Genomic DNA, 15,810 nt, shown 5'->3' with positions numbered 1-15,810 from the left:
TTGCTTGTGTTAAAGGGAAAGGACTTCATTACGGTGTCGGGAGAATGAAGCGTATGTTGAAAGAAAATCCGGATGCTGATTGGTTCGGTCAAACAGACTTGAAGAAATTCTACGAAAGTATCCCGCATGACACTGTTATCGGGATGCTCAGGAGAAAATTTAAAGATGAACGTTTTATCGAATTAGTTGAAAAGGTGGTTTTGTCGTATGAATCGAATGTTGAAAATGAGTTGCAAGATGAAGAAAACAAGAAGAGGCGTTGCTATTGGAGCATACACCAGTCAACCGCTTGGTAATTTTTGCCTCTATGCGATTGATCATCACATTAAAGAACAGTTAAGGATTAAATGCTACCTGAGATATTGTGATGATGTGATTTGGATGACAAAAACGAAAGCTGAAGCGAAAAAAGTGCTACGGGAATACGACCGGATGTGTACTGAAATGGGATTAACGGTAAAAGCCGGGGCGATAATAAGTCGGATAGGCAATGAAAAGAAACGGAACGGAAGGAAGCGACAAAGAGGTAAGCGGAAGGAGCATTGACTTTTTGGGTTATCGCTTTACAAAGGATAAAACATTGCTCAGGAAGTCGATCAAAGAACGTTTTGCCCGGAAACTAAAGAATGTAAAGAACGAAAAACGGCGACATGAGATCAAAGCATCCTATTGGGGGTGGTGTAAACATGGTGACTGCCGGCATTTATGGAACATAATAACGGATAATGACATGAGTTTTTTGGAAAAAGGAATTAAGCGAAGCGACAAAACGAAGGACGGAAAGAAGTTTTTCGAAGTCGAAGAAAAGCGGATGATGGAGATTCTTAATATCTCTATTACAGTTGTAGATTGTGAACTTGGGCTTCATACGAAAATGGGAGATGACAGGTGTTGTATCCTGTTTAGTGAAAAGGGCTCTGAGAAACTATGTAAGGTGATTACAAACTCATTTAAGATCAAGGATGTGCTAAAATCGGCAAAAGAAGCGGAGAAAGCGGGAAAAGAAATCTTTCCGGTTGAAGACGTTGTAATCCGGAGGCGTGCATTACGCGACGGTAAGAGTGATTATTATTTTGAAGAATAAAAAAACGTATATATATATGAGAGCTGTAATACAATTAGACACATTTCCGGAAACCGGAATACACGTAATCCGCGAAGGGAACTCTATCCGGATATTTTTTGATTTTTCCGCATCTGAGGAAGGTGGTTATAACTGTCAGAATGTTGATCTGAGAACGCCAATCACATACGACAGGGTGGTTAGTGCTATTATAACTGATGCTTACACGATAGATAAGCGTGAGGCGATCTTCGCTAATTACGAAGAGGCTAAAGACGCTGGAAGCAATATCACAGAAGATAAACGCGCTGAGTATATCTCTGAGTATAACCAATTCCAGGCGTGGCGGAGAATGGCAAAACAAATCGCAAAAATGATATGAACGGAGCAGTTTACATACGAAATAAGCAGGGCAAACTAATACCGATCACGACTATTAAGGGTGATCCTGGAGTATCCCCTGAACTTCAGATGTCAGAATTAGGGTATAAAACATGGTGGGTGTATAGTAATATATTGAATGACTATGTTGATACGGGGGTTAGAGCGGAAGCTATACTTCATATAGAGGATGGTGTTATAATCTTCACAGAGTCATCCGAGCGTGTTAATATTGCATCAGGTGAAGCAATGTCAATTGTTTTAGGTAAAATAAAGAAGTGGCTATCTGATCTGAAAGCTATTTCATTTTCAGGCAGCTACGATGATCTGTCCAATAAACCGTCTATACCTTCAAAGGTGAGCGATCTGACGAATGATAGCGGGTATCAGAGCGCTGATCAGGTTAACGCAGCAATATCCAATCTCGTGAACGGTTCACCAGCTGCATTAGACACATTGCAGGAATTAGCTACCGCGTTAGGAAATGATCCGAATTTTGCCACGACTGTATCAAACCTAATTGGCACCAAGGCGAAAAAGTCTGTCTTAAAATCAGCAACTCTCACGGCCGCAAATTGGGTTGCGACGTCAGATGTTTTCAGCTATACAATATCGGACGCGGCAATCACGTCCGATGCAAAGAGTGTCGTATTTACGCCTGCTACGTTGGCAGATAGGGAAAAAGGACAGGATGCAGGGCTTCTGGACTATGCAGAAGCGAGCACAGGCAGTCTTACTATCTACTCGGAAGAGCAAGCAACAGAAAATATTAGTATTAACTATTTAATTTCATTCTAATGATAGCATACGGAAGAGGATGGGGCAGCGGATCAGATAAATCAGGAGATATTAATACAAGACTGCTATTACATTTTGACGGCAGCTATGACGATAGCAGTAATGCTAAAGTACCCGTAGAGGGTTCTCCTGTCAGCGATAAATTTGTCGAAGGAATGTTCGGCCAAGGATTGGATTTGGCTAATAACCTGCCGATATACCCAATATATTTAAATAGCAAAGATTTCACAATTGAATTTTTTGCGAAAGAAGCTGTACAAAGGGGCGGCGATTGGGCTGGTATATTTGGTTCTTATAACTATGCATCAAATACAGATAGTGGGATAGCGCTAAGGTATCATTCTGGTACATCATATGGGTTATTGGCGTACCTTAAGAATAACGGGACAGAATACAGCTCAGGCTGGCTTGGGCGATTGCCTAACACCTGGGTACATGTCGCAATGGTATTGATTGGAGGGCAATTCGCCATGTATCTTGCCGGAGTGAAGATTTTTAATGCTACAGGATGGAGCTATGGCGGGATGTCAGGGCTGCATTTGGGGCGTTGGACATTGTCGAATATTGATGCAAATGGCATACATATTGATGAGTTAAGAATATCGAATATAGCAAGATACACAGCAAATTTCACCCCACCTACTTCACCTTTTAGGTGAAAATCCGGTTTGGGTGAAATTTTGGTTTAAAAGGTGTTTAATCAAAATGTTTTTTTTGCACTTTTCGTTTAAAAAAAGTGTACCGTTCGTTTTGCCAATTATAACATAGTATTTGATGAAAAAATATAACCTTTATAATTGGAATTATATCCTTTATTTTTTCCAAAATATCCTTTATATTTTTAGAGGTGATTTATCCGTTGATTTTCAATAGATGAAAGCAGGCCTTGTTTGCGGTAAAAAGCTGTAATAACGAAATATTGAGATGTGAAAAAATGATATTTTTAGCCTCCGTTTGTTAAATAATGTTTTTGGTATGATTCTTATATCAAAGAACATTATTTTTGCTCAAAATGAAACAGTTTCTGAAATATATGATACTTTCTTTACTTGCCGCGTTAATCTTTTATGGTGGGGCGGGAGTAAACTTGGTTACGTATTGTTGCGATGATTGTTTTAAGGCAGGAATTCAGGCTGTTATGTCTGAATCTTGTTGTAGCTCTTGTCCGGATGGGCTTGAAAAGAAGCAAAAAGAGGTTGATCTTTCTATACAAATAGCCTCTGTTAAGGCGATACATGATTGTGGCATTGAACGTTTAGAGTTTAAATGGACTACGAATGAAAATCAACATTCTTTATTTATGCCGTCGATGTTTTCTGATGTCTTATTTACTACATCTTCTATCTCGTTAGTACCGGAACTCGTTCTCTGCTCATCTTTCTTATATAATGAAGACCATCCTCCGGCTTTTTTACATCCCAGATATTACCTTTCCTTACTCAGAATGCTTTTGATTTGATTTTGGAATTTTGATTTCAGAGTGTAATATATTTATACTCTTGTCTTTGTATGTCAGAATATTCCAGTCATTTTAAAAGAAATATATGTTAAGTGTAAGAAAATCAAGTATTGTTATTCTATTATTATTATTCACTTTTTCGGCTTTTGCTGGGAAAAAGATAACCGGTCGTGTTATTGATGAATCCAACCAACCAATCATAGGGGCCAATGTTTATTGGGAAAAAAGTCGTAAAGGAACGACTACCGATTTAGACGGTCGTTTTGAATTGGAAAAAGAAAGTTCCGATACTCGCTTAGTAGCCAGTTATATTGGCTATACGTCAGGAATTATTGATGTGAGTCAATCTGATAAAGACATTGAGATTAAATTAAAAGGAGAAATAGAATTACAGGAGGTGGTAATCAGTGAAAGAAAAGCCGGAACAATTGCCTCCCGTACAAGCGTAGTACAGACCCAAAAGATAACCTACGATGAATTATGCAGGGCTGCTTGCTGTAATCTTGCCGAGAGTTTTGAAACGAATCCTTCAGTGGATGTGTCCTATTCGGATGCGGCAACCGGAGCGCGGCAGATTAAACTATTAGGATTATCAGGTACTTATGTACAGATGCTCACCGAAAATTATCCGAATTTCAGAGGAGCAGCCTCCTTGTATGGTTTGGATTACGTCCCGGGCACTTGGATGGAGAGTATTCAGGTTTCGAAGGGGACTTCATCCGTCAAGAACGGTTATGAAGCGTTAGCGGGACAAATTAATGTGGAATTTAAAAAACCTCCTACGGCTGATATTTTTTCCGTAAACCTGTTTGCCAGTGATGCGGAACGGTACGAGGGAAATGCTGATGCCTCTTGGCATATTAATGAAAAATTATCAACAGGACTGCTGGTTCACTATTCAAAAGACAATAATGAACACGACCGCAATGGGGATGGGTTCTTGGATATGCCATTAAAGGAACAGGTTAATCTGATGAAGCGATGGGATTATAAATCAGGCAATTATGTGTCTCAATATGGCGTACGGTATTTACATGAAAACCGTACGGGAGGACAAACAAATCATTCTGAACACGGGGTTATAGCCGATCCGTATCGTATTCATTTTAACACAAACCGTGCTGAACTATTTACCAAGCAAGCCTATATTTTAGATCCCGAAAAAGTAGAGAGTGTGGCACTTATTTTATCCGGTTCATATCATCAACAACTTTCGGATTATGACAAATCACCATACAATGTATATCAGAAGAATTTGTATGCGAGTTTGCTGTATGAAAAAGAATTTACCAAGATGCACAGTCTTAGTTCCGGTTTAAGCTTGAATTACGACGGATTTGATGAGAATGTGACGCTTGCAGGCATTCGTACGCCATATAACAGAAAGGAAACGGTTCCCGGAGCCTATGTGCAATATACATATAATCTGAATGATAAATTGATTGTACTTGCCGGAATAAGAGGTGATTATAGTACTTTATATGATTTCTTTGTAACTCCTCGCGTACATATTAAATACAATCCTTTCGACTGGTTTCATGTGCGGGCTTCAGCAGGAAAAGGATATCGTACAGCTAATGTTTTGGCCGAAAACAACTTTCTGTTGTCCAGTAGCCGGAAAATGGTTATTGCAGATGATTTAGAGCAGGAAGAAGCCTGGAATACAGGTCTTAATTTATCATTTTATATTCCTCTTTTTGGAAAAGAATTGACCATAAACGGCGAATGGTATTATACAGACTTTATGAAGCAGGTCGTGGTCGATGTAGATAGTGATCCGCATGCTGTACGTTTTTATAACTTAGATGGTAGGTCGTATTCCAATAGTTATCAGATAGAAGCTACCTATCCGTTTTTCCGCGGGTTTACTCTAACGGCAGCATATCGCTATACGGATGCAAAGACTGATTATCAGAATGCAGCAGGAGAAACGTATCGTTTGAAAAAAGCGTTGACAAGCGATTATAAAGGATTGGTGACTGTATCGTATCAAACACCCTTGAAAAAATGGCAATTTGATTTAACCAACCAGTTTAACGGTGGTGGACGTATGCCTATAGCCGATAAAGCATACCCACTCTGGGATGAAAACTTTAAGGCATTTACCATTGTCAACGCACAAGTAACAAAATTTTTCCGTACCTGGTCTATCTATATCGGATCCGAGAACCTGTTTGATTTCGAACAAAAGAATCCAATTATCGACTCGGCCAATCCAAGAGGAGATAATTTTGATGGAACTATGGTTTGGGGACCTGTGCATGGACGTAAAATATACGCGGGATTCCGCTTTAATATAAGTAGAGATTAATAACCTTTTAAATTACAAGAATATGAAACGATTAGTAGTAGCCTTTATTTGTGTTATGTGTGCTTGCTCGATTGCATTTGCGCAAGACAAGCCTAAAAAGAAAAAAGAAACAGTAACATTCTACGTAGAAGAGATGGAATGTAAGAATTGTGTGAAAAAAGTAGAAAAGAACATTGCTTTTGAAAAAGGAGTTGCCGATCTCCGTTGCGATTTGTCTAACCGCACAGCTAAAGTAACGTATAATACGTCAAAGACTTCTCCTGAAAAAATAGCTGCAGCCTTTAAAAAGATAGGCATGGAAGCGGTAGTTGCAGATGGAAATGAGGAATCTAAAGATAAAAAGTAACATGAAGAATCGTTTTCTATATATAATATTTATATTTGCAAAGCCTCTAAATCAGGGGCTTTGCGTTATTTTAGAGAACATGCATCACTTTCCAGTCAAAAATTGGTTTTTTATGCAGCGTTTGGCGCTCTTTTCACATCTATCAAATATACTTCTCTATAATGTTGGGAAGTTGAAAAAAAACTAGATGAACGAAGAACAACTGATAGAGAGTTGTAAGAGGGGAGACAGAATCGGCCAAAAAGAACTTTATAACCGGTTTTCTCGTAAGATGATGGGAGTTTGCTATCGTTACGTAAACGATAAGGAAACTGCCGCAGACTTGCTGCAGGAAGGTTTTATTAAAGTCTTTATGAGTTTGAAGTCTTACTCCGGTACAGGTTCTTTTGAAGGTTGGGTTCGGAAAATATTTGTAAACTCTGCGCTGGAGTATTTACGAAAAACAGATGTGTTGCGTGAGGCGACCGATTTGGATCACATGGTGGAATTATCTCAACCGGACAGTTCGGTGATTTCGTCTATGACAGCAGATGAGTTGATGAAATTAGTACAGGAACTGCCTCCGGGATTCCGGACGGTTTTTAATCTGTTTGCTATAGAAGGCTATTCTCATAGAGAGATAGGTGAACTATTGAATATTACTGAAAGTACATCTCGCTCACAATATACAAGGGCAAGACAGTTATTACAGAAAAAGATTAATGCATTGCATTGACACATGAAAAAGGATGAAAGAGATAAAATAGACGATTTGTTCCGTTCAAAGTTATATGACTTTGAGTCGGATGCTTTACCTGATGAAGTTTGGGAAAAGATAGAAGGGCGTTTAAATACGCAAAGATCTGTCTTTCCGGCTTCGGTTAACAGGTGGAGATGGTGGGGAGCTATTGCTGCCGCTGTTGCTCTTCTCATTGTGGGCGGTAGCTTCTTCTTTTTACAAGAATCTGCCGTTGAAACTGTTGTTGCTGATAAAATAGAACAGAAAACAGAAGAGCTCAAATCCGCACTTCGTGAAGAAGAACAAATCGTTCCAGAAGTGATGAAACCGGCTGCTGTCATTGCGGAAGTGAGGACGAGAAAAGAAACTGGCTCAAAACAAGTTGTAAGGTCTTTACCTGCAAGAGAAAAGCAGGCTGACTTAACCGTTGAACAGATATCATCCCTGTCTGAAAAAGAGACAGTAACAGTACATAAAGACGATAAAACTGAAACTGTGGAAAATGCGGATGCTATAATAAAAGAGTCTGATCAGGCTATGAAGGCTGATAACAATATAAATAGTCGTAACGATCAGGAGTTTACGGATCGTACGGAAAAGAAAAAGACAAAACGTTGGGGTTTCGGAATGGGAGCAGGGAGCATTACTGCGGGTTCAAGCGATGCCGCGAACATCTATGCTTTCAGAAATACAACATTCGAAAATCCTCAGTTAGACTTTTTGAATTCATTTGCTACAAGCTATTCTTCCGAAGCGCCCAAAACAGATATTAAGCATCGCCAGCCCATATCTTTCGGGCTTTCGGCAAGTTATATGCTTTCGCCTCGCTGGTTCTTGATGGCCGGGCTTAATTATTCTTATCTATCATCTGATTGGAAAACAAACGGAAGTTACTACACCGCAACCGAACAACGCTTGCACTTTGTCGGTTTACCCGTATCTTTGGGCTATAAAATAGCCGAATGGAATAATTTTATGTGGTACGCTTCTGCAGGTTTCATGCCTGAGGTCAATGTAGCCGGAAGAGTGAAAGAAACAAAATATACAGATGGACAAATAATGGGAGATCCTGTTAAAAACAATATGCGAATGAAAGAATGGTATTGGTCAGTCAATGCTGCTACAGGAGTAAGCTATCCTTTATTACGTTACCTGAATGCTTTTGCAGAAGTAGGCGCCGGTTATTATTTCGATAACGGTAGTAAGATTGAGACGATACATTCCGACAAACCGTTTAATGTAAATATAAGTTTCGGTTTACGATTCGGATTCTGATATAAATAGTGAAAGTATTAATATAATAATTAAAGAAAAACATGAAGAAACTTTTTTTAGGTAGTCTATTTGCTTTATGCACTTTGTTAATGACTTCCTGCTTAGATGGCGGAAGTAATCAAAATTCCGGACAGACTTACGGTGTTATTGAGTATGTTAATGGAAAAATGTTAGTAAATGTTGGAGGTGGCACTTATTTTTATTCACCGACAATTGCGGCTGACTTTAGCGTAAACGAAGGCGATTGTTGCTTTTTTGATTTTGTTTTGGATTATGATCTGGCTGAGAATGCAGATGTTGCAACTACAGGATATTACACTGTAACAACAAGTTATTATAGCCTGATTGATAACTATTACACAAGTTCCTCATTAAGAGACACAGCCAATATAGATCCGCAGGAATTGGTTGTACAAAAAATAGAAAGCTTAAGTTCTTATTCAACAATCTGGCCGATGATAGATAAGAATATGTTCTTAGTAACCTATCATGAAGGCATCTTAAAAGGACAAACACAACGATTTGATTTGTCATTTGATGCGAATCAGGAACCTGAAGTGGTGAATGGCGAAAACGTCTACAACCTGTTTCTTCGTGTAACAAAAGAAACCGAAGGAACTTCTCCAAGTCAAAGCGGAGGTATTGTTAATGCATTTAACCTGAATTCGTTCTTATATACAATCGGAACTAAAGTGCAATCTGCAGGAAAGACTAATGTAAAGTTCAAGATAAACTATATAAGTAGTCTTAATGATGATAATACAAAAGCAGAATGGAGTTCTTCTGATGTAGCTACTTATACTTTCCCGACAGAAGAAGAGTAATTCGGAAAATAATATTGGAAGGTTGAATGATGTCTTATTTAACCTCATTTGAAGAAAAGAGAATGACCTATCATCCGGTTATTCTCTTTTTTATTAACTTTGTACTCATCTTTTGAAAATTATTACATTTTGTAACTTGTAGAAATAATGGGAAACAGAGCAATTATATTGGGGGTAGGTTTGATTCTTTTATTCTTTTTCATTACCTCTTGTTTGGATGATGGAGGAAATGAAATTATGTTGACCTCCCAACCGGCAGTGGTTAAACTTGTTCCGGAAAAAGTGCTTTTAATCAAAGGTGGAGACCTGATTCATTCTGCAGAGATGGAAAGTAATCCAAATCTGGAAGAAGGTGATTGCGGACTTGTTGATTTCGTATTGGATTATTCTGATGCAGAGAATATTAATACTGCAGATAGCGGATATTATACGGCAAGTGATGTTCAGTTTACGTCTATGGATAAAAATCCGTTAGAGACTATTCTTCCTGATACCGGTAAAGTGAATGCTAAAGAGGTGGTTATTACCGATATGTATGATAAAAGTGTGTTGTTGGACTATAATCTTTTTCTTTTTACGAATCATACTATAGAATTTAGTTTAGATTCGATTAACTTGTCTTATAATGGAGAAGACTCTCAGCCTGTAGTTTCCAGTGCAGGACAACGGGTCTATAATTTTTATCTGCGTTATTTAGGGGATACGATAAGTACTCAAAAAGAGATCAAATATAATGTGTTTGATTTAACTTCTTTTGTTGCGGAGAAGACTAATGAGGAACGAGAAGCAGGGAAAGACAGTTTATATTTTAGAATTAATTATATTTCTGCGATAAAGACAGACTCCACTGCCTCATGGAGTACGTCGCAAAACTTTGGTGTTAGTTTGCCGAGAAATTAAGAATTAAAGACTTAGTGGAAAAGAATGTTGAAAGAAGTATTTAAATGTGTGATTGCACTTATCTCTCAACCGGCAAAGGCCTGGGAGTCATTGAGTGAAGAAAATACAGAGGATAACGAAAAATATCTGACTAATTATATTTATCCATTAATTGGACTTGTTTCTATAGGTGCATTTCTGGGAGTTTTATTTACCAGAAAAGAATTTGATGTAGAACTGGCGTTGAAAGCATCGGTTAATTCTTTAGTTTCGGCATTAGGTGGTTTCTTTCTTGGAGCTTATCTTTTGAATGAATTATGGTTCAGCGTCTTTAAGCGTGAGAAAGATATAAAGCTATGTCAACGGTTTGTGGGCTATTCTTCGGCATTATTATTTGTTCTGGCTGTTGTATTAGCGTTGTTGCCCGAATTCTTTTTTTTAAAGATATTCGTTTTATATACTGTTTATATTATATGGGAAGGAGCTGCACCCTATATGCAGATCAAAGATGACGAACGAATGAAATTTGTGGGAATAGCATCGGCTGTGGTTTTAATAACTCCTTCAGTTATTGAAATAATCTTAGTCATGTTGATGCCCGGTCTTCGTTCTTGATAAAATTAATCATGAAAGAAAAGATCAGTAATAATATATTGATTAAAAATAAACGGGCAACCTTTGATTTTGAGTTGCTCGATACATTTACAGCCGGAATAGTGCTGACCGGAACGGAAATAAAATCAATCCGTTTAGGTAAGGCAAGTCTTGTTGATACGTTTTGCATTATTGAAAAAGGAGAATTGTGGGTGAAAAATATGTATATAGCCGAGTATTTTTACGGAACATACAATAATCATTCCGCACGCCGTGATCGAAAATTGCTGTTGACCAAAAAAGAACTACGAAAAATAGAATCTGCGGCCAAAAATAACGGTTTCACGATAATCCCTACTCGTATGTTTATAAATGATAAAGGGTTAGCAAAAGTAATTGTAGCAATTGCAAAAGGTAAAAAAGAGTACGATAAAAGAGATTCCATTAAAGCCCGTGATGATAAACGCGAAATGGACAGGGCTTTTAAAAGGTAGTATAGATACATGAATAAGGTTATTAATAGAATCTGGTCTTGTGTGACGAAAGCGTTACCTAAGGCAGGTAAAACCTGTCTCTGGTTATTTAAGATTATTTTACCTATTTCCTTATTGGTGAGATTATTGCAGTATTCCGGTTTTTTAGGTATCATCTCTGAATTTTTCTATCCGGTATTTTCTTTTGTCGGCTTACCGGGTGAAACGGCAATCGTATTTATCACCAGTTTATTTACTCCTTTGTATGCTCCGGTTGCATTGATTACGTCTATGTCTTTAGGATTGCGTGAAGCGACCATCCTTGCATTGATGTGTTTATTATCCCATAACTTAATTGTTGAATCTTCCATTCAGGCAAAGACCGGATCTTCCTTTTGGGGAATAACAACTTTACGAATTTTGATGAGTTTCGTAATTGCATTTACGTTAAATCTTGTAATGCCGCAGGATGGATGGGGTACAGTTGTAACTACGCAAAGCGCCGAAAACTGTGATACCATAGCGCAAGTATTCTTACTGTGGTTTACATCCTCAATGCAGGTTGTACTGACTATTTTAGTTATTGTCTCGGCATTGATGTTATTACATTATATATTGGTTGAATTTAATCTGCTGAATAGAGTTTCCTCTTTTTTATCTCCGTTAATGACGATTTTCGGATTACCGAAAGATACGGCCTTCTCGTGGTTGGTTGGTAATCTTGTAGGACTTGCCTATGGAGGTGGAATTATGGTAGAACAAATTGAAGAAAAGAAGCTTACCCGTGAATCCGGCAGGCTTTTAAATATACATTTAGCCGTATCGCATTCACTTTTGGAAGATACATTGGTTTTTGTAGCGATAGGTATTCCTGTTTTGTGGATTGTTGTTACGCGACTTTTATTTGCAATCGTTGCAGTTTGGCTTCGTAGAAGCTATGATTATTTTATATTGAGTAAGCTTAAACATTCTTATGACTAAGAAAAGATTTATAGAGTTATTAAAAGAACGTATTTTAATACTGGATGGTGGGATGGGAACCATGATTCAAGGGTTCAAACTGAAAGAAGAAGATTATAGAGGTAAGCGTTTTGCTGATTATCCTACATCCTTAAAAGGAAACAACGACTTACTTTGTATCACCCGTCCTGATGTAATTAAGAATATCCATCGTCAATACTTGGATGCCGGTGCTGATATTTTTGCTACAAATACGTTTAATGCCACAAAAATATCTATGGCTGACTATTCTATGCAGGAGTATGTCAGAGAAATTAATATAGCGGCAGCTTCATTAGCCAGAGAAGTTGCGGACTCTTTTATGCAAGAACATCCGGAGCGGGAGGTCTTTGTTGCGGGCTCAATCGGGCCTACTAACAAGACAGCTTCTATGAGTCCCGATGTAAGTAATCCGGCCTATAGATCGGTAACTTATAAAGACTTATACGATTCTTATAAAGAACAAGTAGAAGCATTGGTTGATGGAGGAGTGGACATCGTTTTGTTTGAAACGACCTTTGATACACTCAATGTAAAGGCCGGATTGGAAGCAGCGGAAACTACGTTAAAAGAAAAAGGAAGAGACCTGCCGATTATGTTGTCTATTACATTAGCAGCACAAGGAGGGCGTACTTTCTCGGGGCAGACTTTAGAGGCTTTCCTGGCATCTGTTCAACATACAAATATTGTTAGCATAGGCTTGAATTGTTCGTTCGGTGCGTCTGATATGAAACCTTATTTACAGGAGTTGGCACAAAAAGCACCTTATTATATCAGTGCTTATCCAAATGCCGGTCTGCCGAATAGTTTTGGTGAGTATGACGAAACTCCGGAAACGATGGCCGGTCATATAAAACCGTTTATTGAAGAAAGACTTATCAATATTATTGGTGGGTGTTGCGGAACAACTCCCGAGCATATCGGTCGGTATCCGGCAATGATCAAAGGAGCTATACCTCATGTTCCTGCAAAGAAACCGGACTGTCTCTGGTTGTCCGGAATGGAATTGTTAGAAGTAAAGCCGGAAAATAATTTTATAAATATCGGGGAGCGCTGTAATGTAGCAGGTTCGCGTAAGTTCCTTCGGTTAATAAAAGAAGGCAATTATGAAGAAGCACTGACTATTGCACGTAAACAAGTGGAAGACGGGGCGCAAGTGATCGACGTTAATATGGACGACGGTATGCTTGACACAGAGAAAGAAATGGTGACATTCCTTAATCTGATTGCTTCCGAGCCGGACATTGCGCGTCTTCCGGTTATGGTGGATTCTTCAAAATGGACAGTCATTGAACAAGGGCTGATGTGCCTTCAGGGTAAAAGTATTGTAAACTCAATCAGTCTGAAGGAAGGAGAGGAAGAGTTTCTTGCCCATGCTGCCCGCGTAAAACAATTAGGTGCGGCTGTAGTCGTTATGGCCTTTGATGAAGTAGGACAGGCAGATGTTTGTGAACGTAAGATAAAGGTCTGCGAACGCGCTTATCGTTTATTAGTAGATAAAGTTGGTTTTAATCCTCAGGATATAATCTTTGACCCCAATATATTAGCAATTGCGACAGGGATAGAAGAGCATAACGGATATGGCTTGGACTTTATACAGGCAACTGAGTGGATAAAGAAAAACCTACCGGGAGCAAAAGTCAGCGGTGGGGTAAGTAATCTATCCTTCTCTTTTCGTGGAAATAATTATGTCCGCGAAGTGATGCATTCGGTATTCCTATATCATGCCATCTCTAAAGGTATGGATATGGGTATTGTGAATCCGTCTTCTTCCATTATGTACGAAGATATTGATCCGGAATTCAGGACATTAGTAGAAGATGTTATTCTTGCACGTCGTCCGGAAGCAGCGGAGGAATTAATTACGTATGCCCAGAATCTTCATCAGGAGAAAAATGGAGCGCAGGAAGAAAGACATGAAGCATGGAGAGAACTGCCGCTTGCGGAACGCCTTGAACACGCACTTATAAAAGGAATCGGAGATCATTTAGAAGAAGATTTAAAGGAAGCATTAGATACGTATCCACGCGCTGTAAATGTCATTGACGGACCGCTTATGTCGGGAATGAATAAAGTAGGTGATCTGTTTGGTGCTGGAAAGATGTTTTTACCTCAGGTTGTTAAGACTGCTCGTACAATGAAAAAGGCTGTAGCTATTCTTCAACCCACTATCGAAGCTGAAAATTCGGTAGGTGGAGCAACAAAAGCCGGAAAAACAGTCTTTGCAACTGTCAAAGGTGACGTACATGATATTGGAAAAAATATAGTGTCGATCGTCTTAACCTGCAACAATTATGAAGTCATAGATCTTGGCGTAATGGTTCCTACTGAAACTATTATAAAGAAAGCGATTGAAGAAAAGGCAGACTTTGTAAGTCTTTCAGGCCTGATAACTCCTTCTCTGGAAGAGATGGCTACTGTTGCAAAAGAAATGCAGAAAGCAGGTCTCAAAATACCTTTGATGGTAGGCGGGGCAACGACTTCTAAATTACATACGGCAGTCAAGATAGCACCTTATTATGATTCTCCCGTTATTCATGGGCTGGATGCTTCGCAGGCTCCACTGATCGCGGCTAAATTACTTAACCCTGAGACCCGGGATGAATACGTAACGCAAATTGGTCAAGAATATGAAGTGCTTCGTGCTTCGTTAGAGAATAAACGAGAGGAATTGATTCCTCTTTCTGAAGCAAGAAGAAAACCTCAACAGATAGATTGGGCTTCCTATATTCCTGTAAAGCCAAGAAATATGGGAGTACATGTTATTCCGTACATTCCATTAGAAGATATTATACCTTATGTGCATTGGAATTTCTTTTTCAGTGCATGGAGATTAAGTGGACGATATGCAGAACTTGCGTACTTGCATGATTGCGATGCTTGTCGCGCAGAATGGCTGAATAAGTTTGAAGGCGAAGAACGTGAAAAAGCGAAAGAGGGAATGAAGCTTTTTGCGGATGTAAAGAACTTATTGGATCGTTTGGTTTTGATGAAAGCCGATTATTGTCGTGCAGTTTACGGATTCTTTCCCGCATCGAGTGATAACGATATTATTCGTTTGGAAGATATGGAAATTCCTGTTTTGCGTCAGCAAGCTAAAAAGAAAGACCGTGTGGATTATAAATCGTTAGCCGACTATGTTATGCCGGCGTCAGAAGGCCGGGAGGATTACGTAGGTGCATTTGTTGTTACAGCGGGGGCGGGAGCAGAACAGCTTCATGCCGAGTTTGAAGCAGAAGGTGATACCTATAGCGCAATGCTCCTGCAAAGTTTGACAGACCGTCTGGCAGAAGCAGTTGCTGAGTATTTACATGAAAAAGTCCGTAAAGAATATTGGGGATATGCGCCCGATGAAAATTTATCTATCCCCGATCTTTTCCGGGTAAGATATCAAGGAATCCGTCCGGCTGTTGGGTATCCATCTTTGCCGGACCAATTGCAGAATCATATGCTTGACAAACTCTTGGGTATGTCGCAGATAGGAGTAAGCCTTACGGAGAACGGAGCCATGCTGCCAACAGCTACTGTGAGCGGGTTGTATTTTGCGCATCCCGAGTCTCAATATTTCATGATCGGAACAATTGACGAAGAACAAATAGCAGAATACGCATCCCGTAGCGGATATACAATAGAACAAACAAAGCGACTGCTTAGCCGCAATGTCGCTTTATAAGTTGTATTGTTGTCGAT

General features: G+C 39.1%; 16 protein-coding genes and 1 pseudogene. All 17 read left to right on the top strand.

Annotated elements, in window-relative coordinates; all coding sequences use genetic code 11:
* Positions 1–296: pseudogene (locus PHT93_RS06085) on the top strand (reverse transcriptase); the annotation flags it as partial.
* Positions 238–546 (top strand): RNA-directed DNA polymerase, encoded by a 309-nt coding sequence (locus PHT93_RS06080; protein WP_300240720.1) that lies wholly within the window; start codon positions 238–240, stop codon positions 544–546. The pseudogene PHT93_RS06085 and the gene PHT93_RS06080, both read left to right, overlap by 59 nt.
* Positions 491–1,084, top strand: a complete 594-nt coding sequence (locus PHT93_RS06075) for a hypothetical protein (protein ID WP_300240718.1) — start codon at positions 491–493, stop codon at positions 1,082–1,084. The genes PHT93_RS06080 and PHT93_RS06075 overlap by 56 nt, the downstream gene beginning before the upstream one ends.
* A 16-nt stretch (positions 1,085–1,100) precedes the next feature.
* Positions 1,101–1,445, top strand: coding sequence for a hypothetical protein (locus tag PHT93_RS06070; RefSeq protein ID WP_300240716.1), 345 nt, complete (start codon positions 1,101–1,103; stop codon positions 1,443–1,445).
* A complete protein-coding gene (locus PHT93_RS06065; protein ID WP_300240714.1) occupies positions 1,442–2,242 on the top strand; it encodes a hypothetical protein in 801 nt (266 codons plus the stop codon). The genes PHT93_RS06070 and PHT93_RS06065 overlap by 4 nt, the downstream gene beginning before the upstream one ends.
* Positions 2,242–2,901 carry a LamG-like jellyroll fold domain-containing protein gene (locus PHT93_RS06060; protein WP_300240712.1) on the top strand — a complete coding sequence of 220 codons (660 nt, stop codon included), beginning with the start codon at positions 2,242–2,244 and terminating at the stop codon, positions 2,899–2,901. Before PHT93_RS06065 ends, PHT93_RS06060 begins: the two co-directional genes overlap by 1 nt.
* Before the next feature lie 353 nt (positions 2,902–3,254).
* Positions 3,255–3,701, top strand: coding sequence for a hypothetical protein (locus PHT93_RS06055; protein ID WP_300240710.1), 447 nt, complete (start codon positions 3,255–3,257; stop codon positions 3,699–3,701).
* A gap of 85 nt (positions 3,702–3,786) precedes the next feature.
* Positions 3,787–6,012 (top strand): TonB-dependent receptor, encoded by a 2,226-nt coding sequence (locus PHT93_RS06050; protein WP_300240708.1) that lies wholly within the window; start codon positions 3,787–3,789, stop codon positions 6,010–6,012.
* 22 nt (positions 6,013–6,034) lie between these two features.
* A complete protein-coding gene (locus PHT93_RS06045; protein ID WP_300240706.1) occupies positions 6,035–6,358 on the top strand; it encodes a heavy-metal-associated domain-containing protein in 324 nt (107 codons plus the stop codon).
* Between the two features lie 187 nt (positions 6,359–6,545).
* Complete coding sequence (locus PHT93_RS06040) at positions 6,546–7,073, top strand: sigma-70 family RNA polymerase sigma factor (RefSeq protein ID WP_300240704.1); 528 nt, start codon at positions 6,546–6,548, stop codon at positions 7,071–7,073.
* A gap of 3 nt (positions 7,074–7,076) precedes the next feature.
* Positions 7,077–8,351 (top strand): porin family protein, encoded by a 1,275-nt coding sequence (locus PHT93_RS06035; protein WP_300240702.1) that lies wholly within the window; start codon positions 7,077–7,079, stop codon positions 8,349–8,351.
* A 41-nt stretch (positions 8,352–8,392) separates the two neighbouring features.
* Positions 8,393–9,175 (top strand): hypothetical protein, encoded by a 783-nt coding sequence (locus PHT93_RS06030; protein ID WP_300240700.1) that lies wholly within the window; start codon positions 8,393–8,395, stop codon positions 9,173–9,175.
* A 147-nt stretch (positions 9,176–9,322) separates the two neighbouring features.
* Positions 9,323–10,075 (top strand): hypothetical protein, encoded by a 753-nt coding sequence (locus PHT93_RS06025; protein WP_300240698.1) that lies wholly within the window; start codon positions 9,323–9,325, stop codon positions 10,073–10,075.
* A 24-nt stretch (positions 10,076–10,099) separates the two neighbouring features.
* The gene (locus PHT93_RS06020; protein WP_300240696.1) at positions 10,100–10,669 is read left to right on the top strand and encodes a Yip1 family protein; all 570 of its coding nucleotides are present in this window, start codon (positions 10,100–10,102) and stop codon (positions 10,667–10,669) included.
* A gap of 11 nt (positions 10,670–10,680) precedes the next feature.
* On the top strand, positions 10,681–11,142 hold the full coding sequence (gene smpB / locus PHT93_RS06015; RefSeq protein ID WP_300240693.1) for an SsrA-binding protein SmpB: 462 nt from the start codon (positions 10,681–10,683) through the stop codon (positions 11,140–11,142).
* A gap of 9 nt (positions 11,143–11,151) precedes the next feature.
* Positions 11,152–12,102, top strand: a complete 951-nt coding sequence (locus tag PHT93_RS06010) for a nucleoside recognition domain-containing protein (protein WP_300240691.1) — start codon at positions 11,152–11,154, stop codon at positions 12,100–12,102.
* Positions 12,095–15,793, top strand: coding sequence for a methionine synthase (gene metH, locus PHT93_RS06005; RefSeq protein WP_300240689.1), 3,699 nt, complete (start codon positions 12,095–12,097; stop codon positions 15,791–15,793). The genes PHT93_RS06010 and metH overlap by 8 nt, the downstream gene beginning before the upstream one ends.
* The last annotated feature ends 17 nt before the right edge of the window (positions 15,794–15,810 follow it).

Source organism: Massilibacteroides sp., from assembly GCF_028705895.1.
GTDB lineage: Bacteria > Bacteroidota > Bacteroidia > Bacteroidales > Tannerellaceae > Massilibacteroides.
Note: the sequence above shows the minus strand (reverse complement) of the source record. Positions and strands in the feature narration are given on the sequence as shown.

Coding starts and splice junctions, on each gene's coding strand:
- PHT93_RS06040 (WP_300240704.1), top strand. CDS start 6,546: ATGAACGAAGAACAACTGATAGAGAGTTGTAAGAGGGGAGACAGAATC.
- PHT93_RS06035 (WP_300240702.1), top strand. CDS start 7,077: ATGAAAAAGGATGAAAGAGATAAAATAGACGATTTGTTCCGTTCAAAG.
- PHT93_RS06075 (WP_300240718.1), top strand. CDS start 491: ATGAAAAGAAACGGAACGGAAGGAAGCGACAAAGAGGTAAGCGGAAGG.
- smpB (WP_300240693.1), top strand. CDS start 10,681: ATGAAAGAAAAGATCAGTAATAATATATTGATTAAAAATAAACGGGCA.
- PHT93_RS06045 (WP_300240706.1), top strand. CDS start 6,035: ATGAAACGATTAGTAGTAGCCTTTATTTGTGTTATGTGTGCTTGCTCG.
- PHT93_RS06055 (WP_300240710.1), top strand. CDS start 3,255: ATGAAACAGTTTCTGAAATATATGATACTTTCTTTACTTGCCGCGTTA.
- PHT93_RS06060 (WP_300240712.1), top strand. CDS start 2,242: ATGATAGCATACGGAAGAGGATGGGGCAGCGGATCAGATAAATCAGGA.
- PHT93_RS06065 (WP_300240714.1), top strand. CDS start 1,442: ATGAACGGAGCAGTTTACATACGAAATAAGCAGGGCAAACTAATACCG.
- PHT93_RS06030 (WP_300240700.1), top strand. CDS start 8,393: ATGAAGAAACTTTTTTTAGGTAGTCTATTTGCTTTATGCACTTTGTTA.
- PHT93_RS06080 (WP_300240720.1), top strand. CDS start 238: ATGAAGAAAACAAGAAGAGGCGTTGCTATTGGAGCATACACCAGTCAA.
- PHT93_RS06050 (WP_300240708.1), top strand. CDS start 3,787: ATGTTAAGTGTAAGAAAATCAAGTATTGTTATTCTATTATTATTATTC.
- metH (WP_300240689.1), top strand. CDS start 12,095: ATGACTAAGAAAAGATTTATAGAGTTATTAAAAGAACGTATTTTAATA.
- PHT93_RS06070 (WP_300240716.1), top strand. CDS start 1,101: ATGAGAGCTGTAATACAATTAGACACATTTCCGGAAACCGGAATACAC.
- PHT93_RS06025 (WP_300240698.1), top strand. CDS start 9,323: ATGGGAAACAGAGCAATTATATTGGGGGTAGGTTTGATTCTTTTATTC.
- PHT93_RS06010 (WP_300240691.1), top strand. CDS start 11,152: ATGAATAAGGTTATTAATAGAATCTGGTCTTGTGTGACGAAAGCGTTA.
- PHT93_RS06020 (WP_300240696.1), top strand. CDS start 10,100: ATGTTGAAAGAAGTATTTAAATGTGTGATTGCACTTATCTCTCAACCG.